16 protein-coding genes and 1 riboswitch are annotated in these 16,835 nt (G+C 72.3%); of the genes, 6 read left to right on the forward strand and 10 right to left on the reverse strand.

What is annotated here, in order from left to right; all coding sequences use genetic code 11:
- Nucleotides 1-19: 19 nt before the first annotated feature.
- The gene (locus IEX22_RS00550; RefSeq protein WP_188664726.1) at nucleotides 20-655 is read right to left on the reverse strand and encodes a cyclase family protein; all 636 of its coding nucleotides are present in this window, start codon (nucleotides 653-655) and stop codon (nucleotides 20-22) included.
- Between the two features lie 123 nt (nucleotides 656-778).
- Here IEX22_RS00550 and IEX22_RS00555 point away from each other — a divergent pair, with 123 nt between their 5' ends.
- Both IEX22_RS00555 and IEX22_RS00560 read left to right on the forward strand, forming a co-directional pair.
- Nucleotides 779-3,340, forward strand: a complete 2,562-nt coding sequence (locus IEX22_RS00555; protein WP_188664730.1) for an ATP-dependent Clp protease ATP-binding subunit — start codon at nucleotides 779-781, stop codon at nucleotides 3,338-3,340.
- 320 nt (nucleotides 3,341-3,660) lie between these two features.
- The gene (locus IEX22_RS00560; RefSeq protein WP_188664733.1) at nucleotides 3,661-4,845 is read left to right on the forward strand and encodes an alcohol dehydrogenase catalytic domain-containing protein; all 1,185 of its coding nucleotides are present in this window, start codon (nucleotides 3,661-3,663) and stop codon (nucleotides 4,843-4,845) included.
- A 137-nt stretch (nucleotides 4,846-4,982) separates the two neighbouring features.
- Here the strand turns inward: IEX22_RS00560 and IEX22_RS00565 are convergent, their stop codons facing one another.
- The 9 genes from IEX22_RS00565 to modA all read right to left on the reverse strand — a co-directional run bounded on the left by IEX22_RS00565 (nucleotide 4,983) and on the right by modA (nucleotide 13,142).
- The gene (locus IEX22_RS00565; protein ID WP_188664735.1) at nucleotides 4,983-7,172 is read right to left on the reverse strand and encodes a catalase; all 2,190 of its coding nucleotides are present in this window, start codon (nucleotides 7,170-7,172) and stop codon (nucleotides 4,983-4,985) included.
- Between the two features lie 126 nt (nucleotides 7,173-7,298).
- Complete coding sequence (locus IEX22_RS00570; RefSeq protein ID WP_188664738.1) at nucleotides 7,299-7,754, reverse strand: molybdenum cofactor biosynthesis protein MoaE; 456 nt, start codon at nucleotides 7,752-7,754, stop codon at nucleotides 7,299-7,301.
- On the reverse strand, nucleotides 7,744-8,277 hold the full coding sequence (locus IEX22_RS00575) for a MogA/MoaB family molybdenum cofactor biosynthesis protein (protein WP_188664741.1): 534 nt from the start codon (nucleotides 8,275-8,277) through the stop codon (nucleotides 7,744-7,746). The genes IEX22_RS00570 and IEX22_RS00575 overlap by 11 nt, the downstream gene beginning before the upstream one ends.
- The gene (gene moaC, locus IEX22_RS00580; RefSeq protein ID WP_188664744.1) at nucleotides 8,274-8,774 is read right to left on the reverse strand and encodes a cyclic pyranopterin monophosphate synthase MoaC; all 501 of its coding nucleotides are present in this window, start codon (nucleotides 8,772-8,774) and stop codon (nucleotides 8,274-8,276) included. Before moaC ends, IEX22_RS00575 begins: the two co-directional genes overlap by 4 nt.
- A 120-nt stretch (nucleotides 8,775-8,894) precedes the next feature.
- Nucleotides 8,895-9,452: a dihydrofolate reductase family protein gene (locus IEX22_RS00585; protein ID WP_188664745.1), complete on the reverse strand. Its 558-nt coding sequence runs from the start codon at nucleotides 9,450-9,452 to the stop codon at nucleotides 8,895-8,897.
- A gap of 121 nt (nucleotides 9,453-9,573) precedes the next feature.
- The gene (locus IEX22_RS00590) at nucleotides 9,574-10,887 is read right to left on the reverse strand and encodes a molybdopterin molybdotransferase MoeA (RefSeq protein WP_188664747.1); all 1,314 of its coding nucleotides are present in this window, start codon (nucleotides 10,885-10,887) and stop codon (nucleotides 9,574-9,576) included.
- Nucleotides 10,888-11,012: 125 nt separating this feature from the next.
- Nucleotides 11,013-11,327 (reverse strand): DMT family transporter, encoded by a 315-nt coding sequence (locus IEX22_RS00595; protein WP_188664749.1) that lies wholly within the window; start codon nucleotides 11,325-11,327, stop codon nucleotides 11,013-11,015.
- Nucleotides 11,328-11,338: 11 nt separating this feature from the next.
- Nucleotides 11,339-11,404, reverse strand: a riboswitch (guanidine-III (ykkC-III) riboswitch).
- A gap of 66 nt (nucleotides 11,405-11,470) precedes the next feature.
- The gene (locus IEX22_RS00600) at nucleotides 11,471-12,292 is read right to left on the reverse strand and encodes a molybdate ABC transporter permease subunit (protein ID WP_229659663.1); all 822 of its coding nucleotides are present in this window, start codon (nucleotides 12,290-12,292) and stop codon (nucleotides 11,471-11,473) included.
- Nucleotides 12,293-12,338: 46 nt separating this feature from the next.
- Nucleotides 12,339-13,142: a molybdate ABC transporter substrate-binding protein gene (gene modA, locus IEX22_RS00605; protein ID WP_188664751.1), complete on the reverse strand. Its 804-nt coding sequence runs from the start codon at nucleotides 13,140-13,142 to the stop codon at nucleotides 12,339-12,341.
- Nucleotides 13,143-13,252: 110 nt separating this feature from the next.
- On the opposite strand from modA, the gene IEX22_RS00610 reads away from it, so the two are divergent.
- The 4 genes from IEX22_RS00610 (at nucleotide 13,253) to moaA (ending at nucleotide 16,833) form a co-directional block, all read left to right on the forward strand.
- A complete protein-coding gene (locus IEX22_RS00610; protein ID WP_188664753.1) occupies nucleotides 13,253-13,837 on the forward strand; it encodes a winged helix-turn-helix domain-containing protein in 585 nt (194 codons plus the stop codon).
- Nucleotides 13,834-15,114, forward strand: a complete 1,281-nt coding sequence (locus IEX22_RS00615; protein WP_188664754.1) for an MFS transporter — start codon at nucleotides 13,834-13,836, stop codon at nucleotides 15,112-15,114. The genes IEX22_RS00610 and IEX22_RS00615 overlap by 4 nt, the downstream gene beginning before the upstream one ends.
- Before the next feature lie 25 nt (nucleotides 15,115-15,139).
- Nucleotides 15,140-15,685 (forward strand): acyl-CoA thioesterase, encoded by a 546-nt coding sequence (locus IEX22_RS00620; RefSeq protein WP_188664756.1) that lies wholly within the window; start codon nucleotides 15,140-15,142, stop codon nucleotides 15,683-15,685.
- 62 nt (nucleotides 15,686-15,747) lie between these two features.
- The gene (gene moaA, locus IEX22_RS00625; protein ID WP_188664759.1) at nucleotides 15,748-16,833 is read left to right on the forward strand and encodes a GTP 3',8-cyclase MoaA; all 1,086 of its coding nucleotides are present in this window, start codon (nucleotides 15,748-15,750) and stop codon (nucleotides 16,831-16,833) included.
- The last annotated feature ends 2 nt before the right edge of the window (nucleotides 16,834-16,835 follow it).

A 16,835-nucleotide genomic window follows, 5' to 3' on the forward strand; every position in this document is an offset into this window, starting at 1 on the left:
AATCACCCGTGCCCGCCGCTCACACCCACGCGACCGCGCGCACCGGGGCGGCGTCACCGTCGGCCAGGGGCAGCGGGAAGACGCCGACGCGGACGCGTCGGGGCAGCGCCGTGAGCCCGGTGAGGTTCTCCACGATCAGTCCGTCGGCGCCGAGCACCCTCGCGTGCACCGGCAGAGCGGGCGGTCCGTGTTGCAGCGTCGCGTCCGGACTGAGCGTGTCCACGCCCAGCACCCGCATGCCCCAGTCCAGCAGCTCCACCGCGACATCGGGGGCCAGGACGGGGTGACGGAGGGCGGTGGGCCCGGCGGCGAGATGACGGTCCCACCCGGTGGCCATGAGCACGCGGGCGGGCACGGCGGCCGGCAGGTCCCCGAGACGGGCGAGCGTGATCACCTCCCCGGGCGCGAGCCCGTCCACCCGCAGCACGAGGGCCTCGCCGGTCAGCTCCCCGAGGTCGACGCGATCGACGGTGCGGCCGCCCGGGACGACGTGCGCCGGCGCGTCGACGTGGGTGCCCGTGTGCGAGCCGAGCCGAAGGCCGGTGACCGCGACGCCGTCGTCCGCCAGGGTGAGCGCCGGGCGACAGTCCACGAGCGGGTCGCCGGGCACGACGGTCATGCCCGGGCGGATCGGCTGGGTCAGGTCCACGAGCATGCCCCCATCCTGCCCGCTGTGAGGTGAGTCGCGTCGACTCAAGGTGCGGTCCGGGCAGGAATAACCTCTGCGGCACGGCGTTGAGATGAGTGAACTTCACTCAGGTTCTCAGGAGGAAACCCCATGCCCATGTTCTTCGGACCCGCCGCCGCCGGTAGTGGATCGTTCGAGGACTTCCTGGCCCAGTATCTGCAGGGCCAGCGGACGTCCCGTTCCGGACGCCCGGTCGACCTCACCCGTCTGCTCTCCCGCCGCACCCACGACGTCGTCGCCGGCGCCGTCCGGTTCGCCGCCGAGCACGGTCACCACGACGTCGACGCGCTGCACCTGCTGCGCGTCATGGTCCAGCGGGACGACATCAGCGAGGGGCTTCGCCACCTCGGAACGGATCCCGACGACGTCGTGCGCGCGATCGATGCCCGGCTGCCGGAGAAGGCCGACCAGCCCGCGGGGGCCGCCCCGTCGCTGACCCACTCTGCCCAGCGCGTCCTGTTGGACGCGTACCAGGTGGCCCGCTCGTTCGGTTCCACGTACATCGACCCGGAGCACCTGTTCTTCGCGCTCGTCCTCAACCAGGACGCACCGGCGGGCCAGATCCTCACGGGTGCCGGCATCACCCCGCAGACCCTGCAGCAGGCCGGCGCCGAGGAGGCCGCCCGTCAGCAGGGCGCCCAGCAGGGCTCCGGTCCCGCAGGGCAGAACGGTGAATCCATGCTCGCGAAGTACGGCACCGACCTGACCGAGCGCGCCCGCGACCACGAGCTGGACCCGGTGATCGGCCGTGCCGACGAGATCGAACAGGCCATCGAGATCCTCGCCCGCCGCACCAAGAACAACCCGGTGCTCATCGGCGAGGCCGGCGTCGGCAAGACCGCCGTCGTCGAGGGTCTGGCCCAGGCGATCGTCGCGGACGAGGTGCCCGCCCAGCTGAGCGGCAAGCGCGTCATCTCGCTCGACCTGCCCGGCATGGTCGCCGGCACCCGCTACCGGGGTGACTTCGAGGAGCGTCTGACGAAGACGCTCGACGAGATCGCGGAGCAGAAGGACGACGTCATCGTGTTCCTCGACGAGCTGCACACCGTCGTCGGCGCCGGAGGCGGCTCCGAGGGCGGCATGGACGCGGGCAACATCCTCAAGCCGAAGCTGGCCCGTGGCGAGCTGCACCTGATCGGCGCCACCACCCTGGGCGAGTACCGCAAGATCGAGAAGGACCCGGCCCTGGAGCGCCGCTTCCAGCCCGTCACGGTCGGGGAGCCGAGCGTCGAGGACGCCGTGCTCATCCTGACCGGGCTGAAGGACCGCTACGAGGAGCACCACGGGGTCACCTACACGGACGACGCCCTGCGCGCCGCCGTCGAGATGTCCCACCGCTACGTCACCGACCGGTACCTGCCGGACAAGGCGATCGATCTGATCGACCAGGCCGGCGCTCGGCTGAGCCTGCGCCACGGCCCCGCCGTCGACGTCGACGCCCTCCGTGCCGAGGTCGCCCGGCTGGAGGCCGCGAAGGAGGACGCCGTCGCGGACGAGCGCTACGAGGAGGCCTCGACGCTGCGCGACGCGGTCGAGATCGCCAAGGGCAAGGTGGCCGACGCCGAGCTGTCCGCGACGCACGCGGCCGGCACCGGTGATGCGGATCGCACCGTGGACGAGGACCTGATCGCGCAGATCATCTCCCGCGCCACCGGCATCCCCGCCGCCCGGCTGACCGAGGACGACAAGTCCCGGCTCTCCCACCTCGAGACCGACCTGCACCAGCGGGTCATCGGCCAGGAGGACGCGGTGACCGCGATCGCCCGCGCCGTGCGCCGCAACCGCACCGGGATGGGCGACGCCGACCGGCCGGTGGGCAGCTTCCTGTTCCTCGGCCCGACCGGCGTGGGCAAGACCGAGCTGACCAAGGCGCTGGCCGCCTCCCTGTTCGGCGACGAGTCCGCGATGATCCGCCTCGACATGAGCGAGTTCGGCGAGCGGCACACCGTCAGCCGGCTGGTCGGCGCCCCTCCGGGGTACGTCGGGTACGACGAGGCGGGGCAACTGACGGAGAAGGTCCGCCGGAACCCGTACTCGGTGATCCTGCTCGACGAGGTCGAGAAGGCGCACCCGGACGTGTTCAACCTGCTGCTGCAGGTGCTCGACGACGGCCGCCTGACCGACGGTCAGGGCCGCACCGTGGACTTCCGCAACACGGTCGTGGTGATGACGTCCAACGTCGGTTCCGAGTTCCTCGCGAGCAAGGGCGGCGCGCTCGGCTTCCACACCGGCAACGCCGACGGGTTCGGCTCCGAGGAGGAGCTGCGCGCCCGGGTGATGGGCCGGCTGCGGGAGACCATGCGGCCCGAGTTCATCAACCGGATCGACGACATCGTGCTGTTCCGCAAGCTCGAGAAGGACCAGCTGCGCTCCATCGTGGGCCTGCAGCTGGGCCGGACCCGGGCCCGGCTGAGCGCCCAGGGCATCACCCTGACGGTCGAGCCGGACGCGGTCGACTGGCTGGCCGACGCCGGATACGAGCCCGAGTACGGCGCTCGCCCGCTGCGCCGGACGATCCAGCGCCACGTCGACGACGCCGTCGCCGACCTGCTGGTCGCCGGGTCGCTGCACAAGGGCGGCACCGCCGTGGTGGGCGTCGCGGACGGCGCGTTGACCGTGACCCCCGCGCGGGTGGAGACGCTGGCGGCCTGAGGCAGCCATCCCGGCACGAGGGGCCGGCCGGACCATCACGTTCCGGCCGGCCTCTCGCGTGTCCGAGGCCGGGTTGCGCGCGTCCGCGGTGCAACTGCGACAGCGAGTGTGACCCGTGGGGCTGCTGTGACGGTGTCGAGGCGACATGCGTCACTCCCGTCCCACTCGGTGTAGCCGTTGGTTCGCGACGCCGCCGCCGGAGTCGCCGTCAGCAGGAACCCGCTCGTCCGGCTCGCGCACCCCGGCCCTTACTCAGTATGCTGAGGATCGACCCGCACGCGGTCCCCACAAGGACCGATCCGACGAACGAGGAGGACGACGTGAAGGCAGTCACCTGGCAGGGCAAGCGCAAGGTCTCCACCGAGACGGTGCCGGACCCCACCATCCAGCAGCCCACCGACGCGATCATCGAGGTGACGTCGACGGCGATCTGCGGCTCCGACCTGCACCTGTACGAGGTGCTCGGTCCCTACATGAACCCGGGCGACATCCTCGGCCACGAGCCGATGGGCATCGTGCGCGAGGTCGGCTCGGGCATCACCAATCTCGCCCCCGGCGACCGCGTCGTCATTCCGTTCAACATCTCCTGCGGCCACTGCTGGATGTGCACCAACGGCCTCCAGTCGCAGTGCGAGACCACCCAGGTGCGCGAGAAGGGCACGGGCGCCTCGCTGCTCGGCTTCTCCGAGCTGTACGGCGCCGTCCCGGGCGGACAGGCGGAGTACCTGCGCGTGCCGCACGCCGACTACGGGGCCATGAAGGTTCCCGCTGACGGACCGGACGAGCAGTATCTGTTCCTCTCCGACATCCTCCCGACCGCCTGGCAGGGCGTCGAGTACGCCAACGTGCCGGAGGGCGGCACCCTGGTGGTCTACGGTCTGGGCCCCGTGGGCCAGTTCGCGGCCCGGATCGGCGTGCATCGCGGCTACCAGGTGCTCGCCGTCGAGCCCGAGGCCGACCGACGGGCGATGGCGGAGCGCCACGGCGTGAAGACCATCCCCTGGGGCGATGACGTCGTCGACCAGATCCGCGAGGAGACCTACGGCCGCGGCGCGGACGGCGTCGTGGACGCCGTCGGCATGGAGGCGCACAGCGCGCCGCTCGGCCGCACGATGCAGAACGTGGCCGGCCTGTTGCCGGACAAGCTCGCGCAGAAGGCCACCGAGACGATCGGCGTCGATGCGCTGACCGCGTTGAATTCCGCGTTCGACGCCGTCCGCCGCGGCGGCACCGTCTCCATCTCGGGCGTCTACGGCGGCGCGAAGGATCCGATCAACATGATGAAGCTGTTCGACAAGCAGGTGAACCTGCGCATGGGCCAGGCCAACGTGCGCCGCTGGACGGACACGCTGATGCCGCTGGTCTCCGACCCGTCGGACCCGCTGGCCGTGCAGGACATGACCACGCACACCGGCAGCCTGGACGACGCGGCGGACCTGTACCGCACGTTCCAGAAGAAGGACGACCACTGCATCAAGGTCGTGCTCAAGCCCCGCGGCGTCTGAGCGCACCAACACAGCCGCGCGGCGTCTGAGCGCGGAACAGAATCCCCGCCGGGGAACTCCCTGGCCTCGGTGGAGGGAACGAGAAGGGGCCGGATCCTTGACGGATCCGGCCCCTTCTTCATGCGGTCATCCGCTCGTCACACCGCGGTGGGGAAGCGCTCCCAGGCCCGGTGCTTCGCCAGGGCCGCGAGCACCGCCGGGCCGAGCTCGGCGGCACCGCCCACGGTCACGCCCGGGGCGCCGTCGACCACGCCCGCAGCGAGCAGAGAGGCCTGCGCGTCGGGCACGGCGGCGATCGCCTTCGCGTGACGCCAGGCCTCGCCCAGCAGCTTGTCCACGCGCGGGTCGACGCCCGGCTCGGTGTCCTGGCCGGCCTTGGCGTCCCGGGCGACCAGGGCGTCCGGCGCGGGAGCCGCCGTCGTCGTCAGCACGAGCGCATCGAACTCGACCGACGACGCGTTGGCCCAGGTCCGGTTGGCCACCACCCCGTCACCCAGCGGGCCGCCCGTCGGGGCGACGACGAGGGGGACGACGCCGGCGGCGAGGAACGCCGAGCGCAGGTCGCCGACGGCCGCCAGGTCGCTGGCGGCGTCGACGATGATGCCGACCTGCCGCCCGTCGACCGGCCACTCCTTGCCGAGCTGCGACAGTGCGGCACTGGAGGCGGTGCCCGCCGCGGGGCCCGTCGGTGACGGCGCCTCGAGGCCCAGGCCGGTGGCGACCCGGCTGCACAGGGTGGCGTCCACGTTCGCCAGCGCCTGCAGCTGCCGCTTCCGGATGGTCTCGTCCCAGCACTTGGAGAGCTCGAACGTGTAGGCGTTGACCACGTGCTCCTGCTCCACCGGAGTCAGGGAGCGGAAGAACAGCCCGACCTGGCTGTAGTGATCGTCGAAGGTCGCGGCCTTCTTCCGGTCGGTCACCGCCTCGAAGCGCTGCGGCACCTCGATGTAGGAGCCCTCCTCCGGCGGGGTCGGCAGCGGGTTGTTCGCGTCCAGCGAGTTCGGGTGATACGGGGCGACGCCGCCGTGCACGGCGTGCTGGTGGAACCCGTCCCGCAGCATGTCGTTGACCGGCACGTGCGGCCGGTTGATCGGGATCTGCTGGAAGTTGGGTCCACCGAGTCGGGTCAGCTGGGTGTCCTGGTAGGAGAACAGCCTGCCCTGCAGCAGCGGGTCGTAGGTGACGTCGATGCCGGGCACCAGGTTCGCCGGGTTGAACATGACCTGCTCGGTCTCGGCGAAGAAGTTGATCGGGTTCCGGTTAAGCGTCATGGTGCCGATGATCTGCACGGGGGCGAGCTCCTCGGGCACGATCTTCGTGGGGTCCAGCAGGTCGATGCCCTCGAACATCTGGTCCTCGGTGTCGGGGAAGACCTGCACCCCGAAGTCCCACTGGGGGTGGGCCCCGGCCTCGATGGCGACCGCGAGGTCGCGGCGGTGGAAGTCGGGATCGGTGCCACCGGCGATCTGCGCCTCCTCCCACGTCGTCGAGTGCACGCCGAGCCGTGGCTTCCAGTGGAACTTCACCAGCGTCGTCTCGCCGGCGTCGTTGACCAGGCGCCACGTGTGGACGCCGAAGCCCTCCATGGTGCGGTAGGAGCGCGGAATGCCCCGGTCGGACATGTTCCAGATGGTGTGGTGCTGCGCCTCGGTGTGCAGGGAGACGAAGTCCCAGAACGTGTCGTGCGCGCTCTGGGCCTGGGGGATCTCCCGGTCCGGGTGCGGCTTGCCGGCATGGATGACGTCCGGGAACTTGATCGCGTCCTGGATGAAGAACACCGGGATGTTGTTGCCGACCAGGTCGTAGTTGCCCTCGGTCGTGTAGAACTTCGTCGCGAAGCCGCGGGTGTCGCGGGCGGTGTCCATGGACCCGCGGGAGCCCAGGACGGTGGAGAAGCGGACGAAGGTGTCCGTCTTCACGCCCTTCTTCAGGAAGGCGGCGCGCGTGATCTTCTCGGCCGCACCGTTGGCCTCGAACACGCCGTGGGCGGCGGCGCCGCGCGCGTGCACGACGCGCTCGGGGATGCGCTCGTGGTCGAAGTGAGAGATCTTCTCCCGGAAGTGCTGATCCTGCAGCAGGATCGGCCCGCGGGGGCCGGCCGTGAGCGAGTGGTCGGTGTTGCGCAGCGGGATGCCGACGGCGGACGTGAGCCGCTGTCCCTGCTGGGCGTTCGTGGTCGGGTCGGCGCCGTAGTCGGCACCGGTGGGCGAGACGTTCGCCGGGCCGGCCTGGTCGGGCTTGGGCGCCGGCGGGTCGACCGGCGTCGTCGGCTCGTCGTAGGAGACGGGCTCCGTCGTCGGGGCTCCGGGCAGATTCTTCTCGGGCATGGTGCTCCTTCGGCTTGGTGGCGACCATTTCTCCGGGTGCCGGGCCGGAGGGCACACCCCCGGGTGATCAGCACCCTGATGAATCGCCAGCCTACGGCGCTGCCGCCTCCCCCCGCCAGTGAGTCGCTACAGTCCGACCCATTCACTGGTGCCGTCCGGGAACCACTGCTGCTTCCAGATGGGCACCCGTGCCTTGACCGTCTCGATCAGGGCCTCGCACGCGGCGAAGGCCTCGGCACGGTGGGGGGCGGCGACGGCGGCGACGAGCGCGACGTCGCCGACCTCCAGCTCACCGACGCGGTGGGCGGCGGCGATCCGCACCCCCGGGTGCGCGGCGGCCACCTCGGCGGCGACCTCCGCGATGACGGCTCCGGCGGCCGGATGAGCGGAGTAGCTCAGCCGGCGCACCGCCCGGCCGCCGTCATGGTTGCGGATGACCCCGCTGAAGCTGACGACGGCACCGCTGCGGTCCGACCCGGCGGCAGCGACGAGGGAGGACAGGTCCAGCGGACGATCGGTGACCTCGGCGTGGACCACCGTGCTCTCCACGGTGTCGCCCGCGCGAGGGGACTCAGTGCTCATGCCGGCCCTCCAGCTGACCGCAGAGGTGCTCGAGGATCGGGTCGAGGACCGCGATCCCGTCCCGCACGCCGCCGACCGAGCCGGGCAGGTTGACGACGAACGTGCGCCCGACGGTGCCGGCGACCCCCCGGCTGAGCACCGCCGTCGGCGTCGACGAGGCCCCGCGGGCCGCGAGCGCGTGCACCACCCCGGGCAGCCGGCGCTCGAGCAACGGCTCGGTGAGCTCCGGCGTGTGGTCGGTGGGGCTGAGCCCGGTACCGCCGGTGGTGACGACGACGCGCGGATGGCCTATGAGGGCGGCGAGCAGCGCGTCGCGGACGGGCTCGCCGTCGGCGACGACCACGGGCTGGGGCACGGCGAAACCGCGGTCGCGCAGCCAGCCGACCAGGGCGGGCCCGGTGGTGTCCTCGGCCTGCCCGGCGGCGGCCCGGGTGGAGGCGACGATGACGACGGCGCGCCGGTGCGCGGTGCCGGCGTCGGTGGCGTGGGGCCGCGCCGTTCCGGGCGTGCCGTGCTCGCTCATCGGGTCCAGTCCCCGCTCTTGCCGCCGGACTTGGCGAGCACCCGGGTGGTCTCGATGGTGGCGCCCTTGTCCGCGGCCTTGATCATGTCGTAAAGGGTCAGGGCGGCGATCGAGGCGGCGGTGAGCGCCTCCATCTCGACGCCGGTGACCCCGCGGGTGGTCACGCGGGCCTCGATGGCGACGGCGTCGTCGTCCAGGGGGGCGAAGTCAACGGTGACCTTGGCCAGCGGCAGCGGGTGGCAGAGCGGGATCAGGGCCGGGGTCTGCTTGGCGGCCATGATCCCCGCGACGCGGGCGACGGCCAGCGCGTCGCCCTTCGGCAGGTCCCCGGTCATGATCGCGTCGCGCACGGCGGTGGTGGTGCGCAACACGCTCTCGGCGACCGCGGTGCGGGTGGTCTCGGCCTTGCCGGAGACGTCCACCATGTGCGCCGAACCGTCCGCACGCAGGTGCGTCAGGGTGGGCGCGGCGGTCCGGGGGCTCTCGGCGGGGGGCATGGCGTCATCGTCTCACGCGTCGCCGGGGCCCGTCCTCTCGCGCCAGCTCGCCAAGAGACGTTCCATCCGGGCCGATGTCCGGTGTCTTCGAGCATCTATTGGCGAGCCGGCGGAAGGGGTTCAATGGACGAGCCGGTAGCGCAGATGGACGACGTCGTCGACCCGCTCGGTGCCGACGAGGGTGAAGTCGCGGCGCAGCCCCGGCGGGGAGAACGGGGTGCCGCCGCCGACGACGACCGGCACGAGCAGCAGCTGCACCTCGTCGACGAGACCGGCCGTCAGGGCCGCCGCGGCGAGGTGGGGACCGCCGATGGAGACGTCGGCGGCGGCGGCGGTGACGATGGCGCGGACGGCGTCGGGATCGAAGGTCCGCTCGATCCGCGTGCGCTCGGTCTCGACGGTGGCGAGCGTGGTCGAGTAGACGACCTTCTCGGCGGCCTGCCAGATGCGCGCATAGTCGGCCGTGATCGGGGAGCCGGCGGCGAAGTCCGCGTCGGTCTCCCAGACCCGCATCGTCTCGTACATGCGTCGCCCGTAGAGGTAGGTGCCGATCGGGCGTTCGAGCTCGTTGACGTAGGCGTGCACGGCCTCGCTCGGCGCCGCCCAGTCGAACCGGCCGTCACGGTCGGCGGTGTACCCGTCGAGGGAGGCGATCGACGAGTAGATCAACTGGCCCATGACGGCTCCCTCGATCGGCGTGCGTGCCCGCTCATTCTGCGCCGGCTCGTCGAGAGATGCGCGGAACGCCCCGGCGGTTCGTGCCCCGATGGAACTCCTGTCGACGAGCCGGCGGGTCGGCTCAGTCGAGCGGGGTGACCGTCACCGGGGTTCCGACGCCCAACGGTTCCGCCGTCACCGGCAGGTGGACGAGCACGTCGGCCGTCGCGGCGGCGTGCAGCAGGTGCGAGCTCGGACCGCCGACCAGGCGGACCACCGGGCCCCCGGCCGTCGCGGTCAGCGTTCCACGGCGGATCTGCTGCTTGCCCGCAAGCGGCGTCACCGGTTCGGCGAGGGCAGCTCGGAAGCGCGGCCGCGCGGGTGCACCGAAGCGGGCGGCGAGCGCCGGCCGGAGGAACATCTCGACCGAGACCAGCGTGCTCACGGGGTTGCCCGGGAAGCCGAGGAACGGCACGCGGGAGCCGCCGACGTCGAGCAGACCGGCGCCCTGCGGACCGCCCGGCTGCATCGCGACCGACCAGAAGGCCACGCCGCGGCCACCGAGCGACTGCTTGACCACCTCGAAGGCGCCCCGGCTGATGCCTCCGCTGCTGAGCACCAGGTCAGGCGCCGCGTCCCGGACGTCCGCGTCCAGGGCGCTCAGCAGCGCGGCGGGCGCGTCGGCGACCAGCCGGGCGGTGACCACCTCGGTCCCGCAGGCGTTCAGTGCCGCGCGCAGGATGGCGCTGTTGGCGTCGTGGATCTGGCCCGGCCGCAGCGGCAGACCGGGTTCCACCACCTCGCTGCCGGTGCTGTAGAGCAGCACGCGCAGGGGACGGCGGACGGCGACGTCGGCTCGGCCGAGGGCGGCGAGGACACCGGCGGCTGCCGGGGTCACGCGCGTGCCGGCGGTGAGCGCGACGGCGCCGCGCGCCAGGTCCGACCCGGCAGGCCGGACGAACCGGCCGGGCTCGGTGGCTGCGGCACCGGCGGTGAACCGGACACGGGCGCCGGCCGGCGGCTGTGGGTCCGCGTCGGTGAGCCAGTCGGGGAACCGCGCCGGGTCGGTCTCCTCGACGGGGACGACGGCGTCGGCACCGGCGGGGATCATCGCGCCGGTCATGATGGGCGCGGCGGTGCCCGCCGGCAGCGGTGGCGGGGCCGCCCCGGCCGGGACGGCCCCGGTCAGCGGCAGCGTCGGTTCGCCGTCGTCGTGTGCGTCCCGGAGCTCGTCCGCCCGCACGGCGTATCCGTCCATCTGGGCGTTGGCGAAGGGGGGCAGCTGGACGCCGGCGACGACGTCCTCAGCCAGTACCCGACCGCCGGCCTGCTCGAGCGGGACGAACCGGGCGTCGAGGGTGATCCCGTCGAGCAGCCCGAGCACCGCGGCGGCGTGCTGCTCGACGGTTCGGGCGGCGTGGGGCCAGGGATCCTGGCCGGTGGGTGCGGGAGTCATCGCCTCCGAGCGTACCGACGTCGCTCGCCGCCCGCCGTCCCGCCAGCTCGCCAATAGACGTTCGATCTGACCCCGATTCAGGCCTCGATGCGACATCTCTTGACGAGCTGGGGTGACGGAACGGGTCAGGTGGTCAGCTTGAGCCCGATCACGCAGCCGACGATGCCGGCGACGAGCAGCAGCCGGACGATCGAGGCGGGTTCGGCGCCGGTCGCCATGCCCCAGACCACCGTCAGCGACGCGCCGATCCCCACCCAGACGGCATACGCGGTACCGGTCGGCAGCTCGCGCATCGCCCACGCCAGGCCGGCCATGCTGCCGATCAGGCCGACACCGAAGACGACGGTCGGACCCAGCTTGCTGAAACCTTCCGACCGGCCGAGGGCGGTGGCCCACACGGCCTCCAGCACTCCCGAGATCACCAGGACGATCCACGACATCACGCACCTCCTGCGGGCCGTCTTGTCGCTCGCCGGGTACGGCACCCCTCGTCCGGTGGCCCGGTCTCGGGCTTCTCCTCAGGCTCGCACGCCCCGATCACCGCGGCAACGCGTGGTGGCCAGTCTCACCACCGGATGACCCGTCACCGCCACCGCACGGCGAGCCGGCCGGCGAACCGTGCGGCCACGAGCACGACGAGGTAGATCGCCACGAGCATGAGGCACACGCCGAGCGCCTGGTCCGGTCGCGCCGAGTTCAGCGCGAGGGAGATCTGCAGTGGGAGGGTCCGGGTCTGCCCGTCGATGCTGCCGGCGAAGGTGATGGTCGCGCCGTACTCCCCCAGCGAGCGCGCGAACGCCAGCAGGGTGCCGACCAGGATGCCGGGAGCTGCCAGGGGGACGGTGATGTGCCGGAGGATCTGCCCGGCGGACGCGCCGCAGGTCGCGGCGGAGAGCTCGAGCTCCTCGTCGATCCCCGCGAGCGCCGTCATCACGGAGACGACGAAGAACGGCAGCGAGACGAACACCTGCACGATGACGACGGCGGCCGGACTGAACCCGACGCGGATGCCGACGGCGTCGAGCAGGGAGCCGAACAGGCCGAACCGGCCCCAGAAGAACAGCAGCACGAGGCCGGAGACGACCGGGGAGAGCACGAGCGGGACGAGCAGGGCGCCGCGGGCCAGGTCGACGGCGGTACCGCGCAACCGGGTCATCAGCACCGCGACGGGCACGCCGAGCAGCACGCAGACCCCGGTGGACAGGGCGGCGGTCGCGAGCGACAGGGCGAGGGAGCGCTGCACCTCGGGCTCGGCGAGCAGGCCGGGCAGCTGCGCCCACGGCACGTTGAGCAGCAGCCCGGCGATCGGCCCGAGCGTCAGGGCAAGCGCGACCGCGAACGGCACCCACAGCCACGTCGGCGTCGTCGCACGCTGCAGACGGCGACCGTGGAGGCGACCGCTCACGCGTCCCCGCGGGCGAGGTCGCGTGCGGAGCGGGAGTCTGCCGGCCTCACGACGAGGCGTCGAACCCGGCGCGGGCGAACACCGCGCGCGCCTCGGGCCCGGTCAGCCACGCCTCGAACTCGGCGGCGGCCGGCCGCGCGGCGCCGTCCTTCGTCAGCGCGACCGGATACGGGTTGCCGCCGGCGTCGGGCAGATCGATGACGCGGACCTTGTCCCCGGCGCTGGTGGCATCGGTGCGATAGACCAGCGCCGCCTGCACCTGGCCCGAGGTGAGCTTGGTGAGCGCGCCGCGCACGTTCTCCTCCTCGGTCGTCGCCGACGGCGTCACCTTCTCCTTCGACAGGACCTCCCGGCTGACCCGGCCGCAGGGGACGTCGGCCGCGCAGATCGCGGTCCGCACACCGTCGCGCTCGAGGTCGGCCAGGGACGTGATGCCGGCCGACGGGTCGACGGCGAGCACGAGGTGGTTGACGGCGACGACGGTCGGGTCCCCGGCGAGGATGTCCGTGCCGGTCAGGGGTTGCAGCGACTCCTGGTCGGCGGTCAGCAGGACGTCGGCGTCGGCTCCGGCGATCAGCTGGCTCACCAGCGCCTGGCTGCCGGCGAGGTTGAACCGGACCTCGACGCCGGGATGGGAGGCCCGGTAGGCGTCGGCCAGCTGCGGCCCGACGTCGGTCAGCGACGCGGCGGCGAAGACGGTGATGGTCTGCTGCCCGGTCGACTGGCCGGTCCCTGAACCCGCCGGCCCGGTGCCACCCGTCGTCGCCGCGCACGCGGTCAGCAGCAGGGCGGCCGCCACGGAGAGGGCGCGTACCGGCAGGACCACGGCACGGGCGGGGCGGGGCGTCATATCCCCATGCTAGGCGGGCGCCGAGCCGCCGGACCCGGATCGCGACAGAACTGAAAGGCTCTTGCAGGTCGACTGATCGACCGCTACGATCTGAAAGACCATTTCAGATCATGGGAGCAGTCGTCATGCAGGAACGTCGCCCGAATCTCACCGACCCGGCGGTCCTCGATGCTCTGGCGCACCCGCTCCGCCTCGACGTCCTCACCTTCCTCGGCTCGGAGGGCCCCGCCACCGCCTCGCAGTGCGCCCGCGCCGTCGGGGACACTCCGTCGAACTGCAGCTATCACCTGCGCGTGCTCGCCTCGCACGGACTGGTGGAGCCGGACGCTTCCGGGGACGGCCGGTCGCGCCCGTGGCGCGCCACCATCACCGGATTCACGACGGACGCCGTCGACCCGGCCGATGCCGCCGGCGCCCAGGAACTCGTGGCCGCGTCCGTCGAGCTCGACCACCATCTGACCCGCGAGTACCTGCGCGGACGGGACCAGGTCCCCGAGCCGTGGCGGGAGGTCGACGCGCACGCCGCCTACGGCCTGGCCCTGTCGCCGAGCGAACTGACCGACATCGTCCGACGGATCGACGACGTCGTCCGCCCCTACATCCAGGCGACGCGCCAGGATCCTCCCGACGACGCCGAGCACGTGCACCTGACCATCAATGCCTTCCCCCGGATCGCCTTCCGACGCGCGCGATGACATCTCCCGACCTCGGCACGGCGGTGCCGGCGACCCGGGGCGCCGGCACCGCGATGGCCGTCCCGGCCTTCCGTCGACTCTGGCTCGCCGGACTGATCTCCGACGCCGGCGACTGGCTGATGCTGATCGCTCTGCCCCTGGTCGTGCTCCACCTGACCGGATCCGCGGTCGGGACGTCGCTGGCGTTCCTGCTCGGGCTCCTGCCGCCGGTACTGCTGGCGCCCGTCGTCGCTCGCACCGTCGATCGCCTTCCGCACCGGCGCGTGATGGCCGTCGCCACGCTCGCTCAGGCGGCGGGCCTCCTGCCGCTGCTGACGGTGCACGATCACGCCGACCTGCCCGTCGTCTACGGCGTCATCGTCGTTCAGGCCGCTCTCGCGGCGTTCTTCGAACCGGCCAAGAGCTCCCTCCTGCCGACGCTCGTCGGTTCCGACCGCGTGACGTCCGCGAACGCGTTGACCGGCCTCAACAACGACCTGGGCCGGATCATCGGCGGCCCGCTCGGCGGCGTGCTGCTCGCAGCCGCAAGTCTCAGCGCCGTCGCACTCGTCGATCTCGGCACCTATCTGGTGGCCGCCGCCCTCGTCCTGAGTCTGCCTCGCCAGCGAGAAGGGGGCCCGTCCCGCACCCGGCGGCGCCGATCCGGCGTGCCGGGCCGACGGGACGGCGGCATCCTGGGGGCGTTCCGCGACCCGGCGACGCGCAGCGTGGTGGTGGTCGAGACCGCCGCGTCGGTCGCCCAGGGCCTCTTCGTCGTGCTCTTCGTCTTCTTCGTCACCGACGTCATCGAGGGAACGGACGCCGATGTCGGGCTCCTCCGGGGTGTCCAGGCCGTCGGAGCCATCGCGGCGGGCAGCGTGCTGGGCATTCTCGGCGCCCGACTGAACGCGCTCCGCCTCATGCTCACCGGCATCGTCGCGTTCACGGTCCTGACCGCGATCGTCTGGAACCTGTCGTTCGCCACCCACGCGGTGCCCGTGTATGCCGTCCTGTTCGGCGCCATCGGCGCTCCGGCGGTGCTGATGAGCGCCGGCTCGACGAGTCTCGTGCAGCAGAGGTCGGACGCCTCGCGACGGGGAAGCGCGTTCGCCGCCCTGGGGCTCGGACAAGCCGCCGGGCAGGCGGTGGGCCTGATCGTCGCGGGAGTCCTCCAGGAGCGCGTCGGCACCCTGCCGCTCCTGGAGCTCCAGGCCGGTGCGTACGCCGTTGCCGCCGTCCTCGCTCTCCTGCTGCTCCCCCGCACCGTCAGCGCGGTGCGCCGCCCGCTGCCGCTGTAAGTTACTGGCGAGTAGTGTTGTCGTCATGCACCTGCTGCTGCGCACGCTCTACTGGCTGATCACCTCCCGGCGACGTCCGCCGCTGTCCATCTGGGACACCTCCACCGTGCCGATGCGCGCCCGGCTGACCGACATCGACATCGCCCGGCACATCAACAACGGCATGTACTTCTCCCTGTTCGACCTGGGTCGCTTCGACCTGCTGGTGCGCGCCGGCATGTGGGACGTGATGCGCAAGCGCGGCTGGTCCCCCGTGGTGCAGGCCGAGACCATCACCTTCCGGAGGTCCGTGGTGCTCGGCCAGCGATTCACGCAGGAGACGAAGATTCTCGGGATGGACGAGAAGTGCATCTACGTGGAGCAGCGGATCGTCGTCGACGGGGAGATCTACGTGCGGGCGTACATCGCGACCCGGCTGCTCTCCCGGTCCGGGCCGGTGTCCAACGAGGACATCCTGGCCGCGATCGGCGAGCGGCTCCCGGCCGACCGCGTGGTGCCGACGTGGCTGCACGAATGGCGCGAGCGGACCGCCCTGCCCGGCTCCCGCAAGCCCGCGCCGCACGTCTGGTGACCGGCCGGCCGGCGCAGGGCAACCGGCAGCAGACTGCCCAGGCGACGCCGTAGCATGGGCGAATGGCAGTGTCCCTCGGCATCCCGCGCGTCCTCCCGACCGCCGGCGTGCCGGAACGCGGCGGCCTGACCGACCGGTACGGCCGGGTGGCCACCGACCTGCGGCTGTCCCTGACGGACAAGTGCAACCTGCGCTGCACGTACTGCATGCCGGCCGACGGGATGGACTGGCTGCCCCGCGCGCAGCTGCTCACCGCCGGCGAGATCACCCGGCTCGTCGGCATCGCCGTCGACACCCTCGGCGTCGTCGAACTCCGCCTGACCGGCGGCGAACCGCTGATCCGCCCCGACCTGGAGGACGTCGTCGCCGGCGTCCGGGGCCGCCACCCGGATCTGCCGATCTCCCTGACCACCAACGGCGTCGGCCTGGACCGCCGCGCAGCGTCCCTGCGTGACGCCGGCCTGAGCCGGATCAACATCTCGCTGGATACCCTGTGCCCCGAGACCTTCGCCGCACTGTCCCGCCGGAACCTGCTCGAGCGGACCCTGGCGGGGATCGCCGCCGCGGACGCCGCCGGGCTGTCCCCGGTGAAGATCAACGCCGTGCTGATGCGCGGGGTCAACGAGGACGAGGCCGGCGAGCTGGCCGCGTGGTGCCTGGCGCGCGGCTACGAACTGCGGTTCATCGAGCAGATGCCGCTGGACGCGGACCACGGCTGGCGGCGGGACACCATGGTCACGGCCGCGCAGATCCGGGCCCACCTGGAGCGCGACTTCGCCCTGACCCCGCACCCGGCCAAGCGCGACGGGGCACCCGCCGAGCGCTACACGGCCGTCGCCCGGCGCGACCCCGCCGTGCACGGCACCCTCGGCATCATCGCTTCGGTCACCGAGCCGTTCTGCGCCGACTGCAAGCGCACCCGATTGACGGCCGACGGCAAGGTCCGCAGCTGCCTCTTCTCCCACGAGGAGGTGGACCTGCTGCACCTGCTGCGCGGCGGGGCCGACGACGAGCAGCTTGCCCAGCGCTGGCGGCAGGCGATGTGGGTCAAACCCCTCGCCCACGGCACCGAGTCCCCCGGCACGGAAGGCCTGGACGCCTCCGGCTACGTGCAGCCGGACCGTTCGATGAGCGCGATCGGCGGCTGAGC

The organism is Tersicoccus solisilvae, from assembly GCF_014643255.1.
In the GTDB taxonomy this organism is placed as follows: Bacteria; Actinomycetota; Actinomycetes; order Actinomycetales; family Micrococcaceae; genus Tersicoccus; species Tersicoccus solisilvae.

Excerpts from the sequence above, each read along its gene's own strand:
- IEX22_RS00550 (WP_188664726.1), bottom strand. The coding sequence starts at position 655 with ATGCTCGTGGACCTGACCCAGCCGATCCGCCCGGGCATGACCGTCGTG.
- IEX22_RS00555 (WP_188664730.1), top strand. The coding sequence starts at position 779 with ATGCCCATGTTCTTCGGACCCGCCGCCGCCGGTAGTGGATCGTTCGAG.
- IEX22_RS00565 (WP_188664735.1), bottom strand. The coding sequence starts at position 7,172 with ATGCCCGAGAAGAATCTGCCCGGAGCCCCGACGACGGAGCCCGTCTCC.
- IEX22_RS00570 (WP_188664738.1), bottom strand. The coding sequence starts at position 7,754 with ATGAGCACTGAGTCCCCTCGCGCGGGCGACACCGTGGAGAGCACGGTG.
- IEX22_RS00575 (WP_188664741.1), bottom strand. The coding sequence starts at position 8,277 with ATGAGCGAGCACGGCACGCCCGGAACGGCGCGGCCCCACGCCACCGAC.
- moaC (WP_188664744.1), bottom strand. The coding sequence starts at position 8,774 with ATGCCCCCCGCCGAGAGCCCCCGGACCGCCGCGCCCACCCTGACGCAC.
- IEX22_RS00585 (WP_188664745.1), bottom strand. The coding sequence starts at position 9,452 with ATGGGCCAGTTGATCTACTCGTCGATCGCCTCCCTCGACGGGTACACC.
- IEX22_RS00590 (WP_188664747.1), bottom strand. The coding sequence starts at position 10,887 with ATGACTCCCGCACCCACCGGCCAGGATCCCTGGCCCCACGCCGCCCGA.
- IEX22_RS00595 (WP_188664749.1), bottom strand. The coding sequence starts at position 11,327 with ATGTCGTGGATCGTCCTGGTGATCTCGGGAGTGCTGGAGGCCGTGTGG.
- modA (WP_188664751.1), bottom strand. The coding sequence starts at position 13,142 with ATGACGCCCCGCCCCGCCCGTGCCGTGGTCCTGCCGGTACGCGCCCTC.
- IEX22_RS00610 (WP_188664753.1), top strand. The coding sequence starts at position 13,253 with ATGGGAGCAGTCGTCATGCAGGAACGTCGCCCGAATCTCACCGACCCG.
- IEX22_RS00615 (WP_188664754.1), top strand. The coding sequence starts at position 13,834 with ATGACATCTCCCGACCTCGGCACGGCGGTGCCGGCGACCCGGGGCGCC.
- IEX22_RS00620 (WP_188664756.1), top strand. The coding sequence starts at position 15,140 with ATGCACCTGCTGCTGCGCACGCTCTACTGGCTGATCACCTCCCGGCGA.
- moaA (WP_188664759.1), top strand. The coding sequence starts at position 15,748 with ATGGCAGTGTCCCTCGGCATCCCGCGCGTCCTCCCGACCGCCGGCGTG.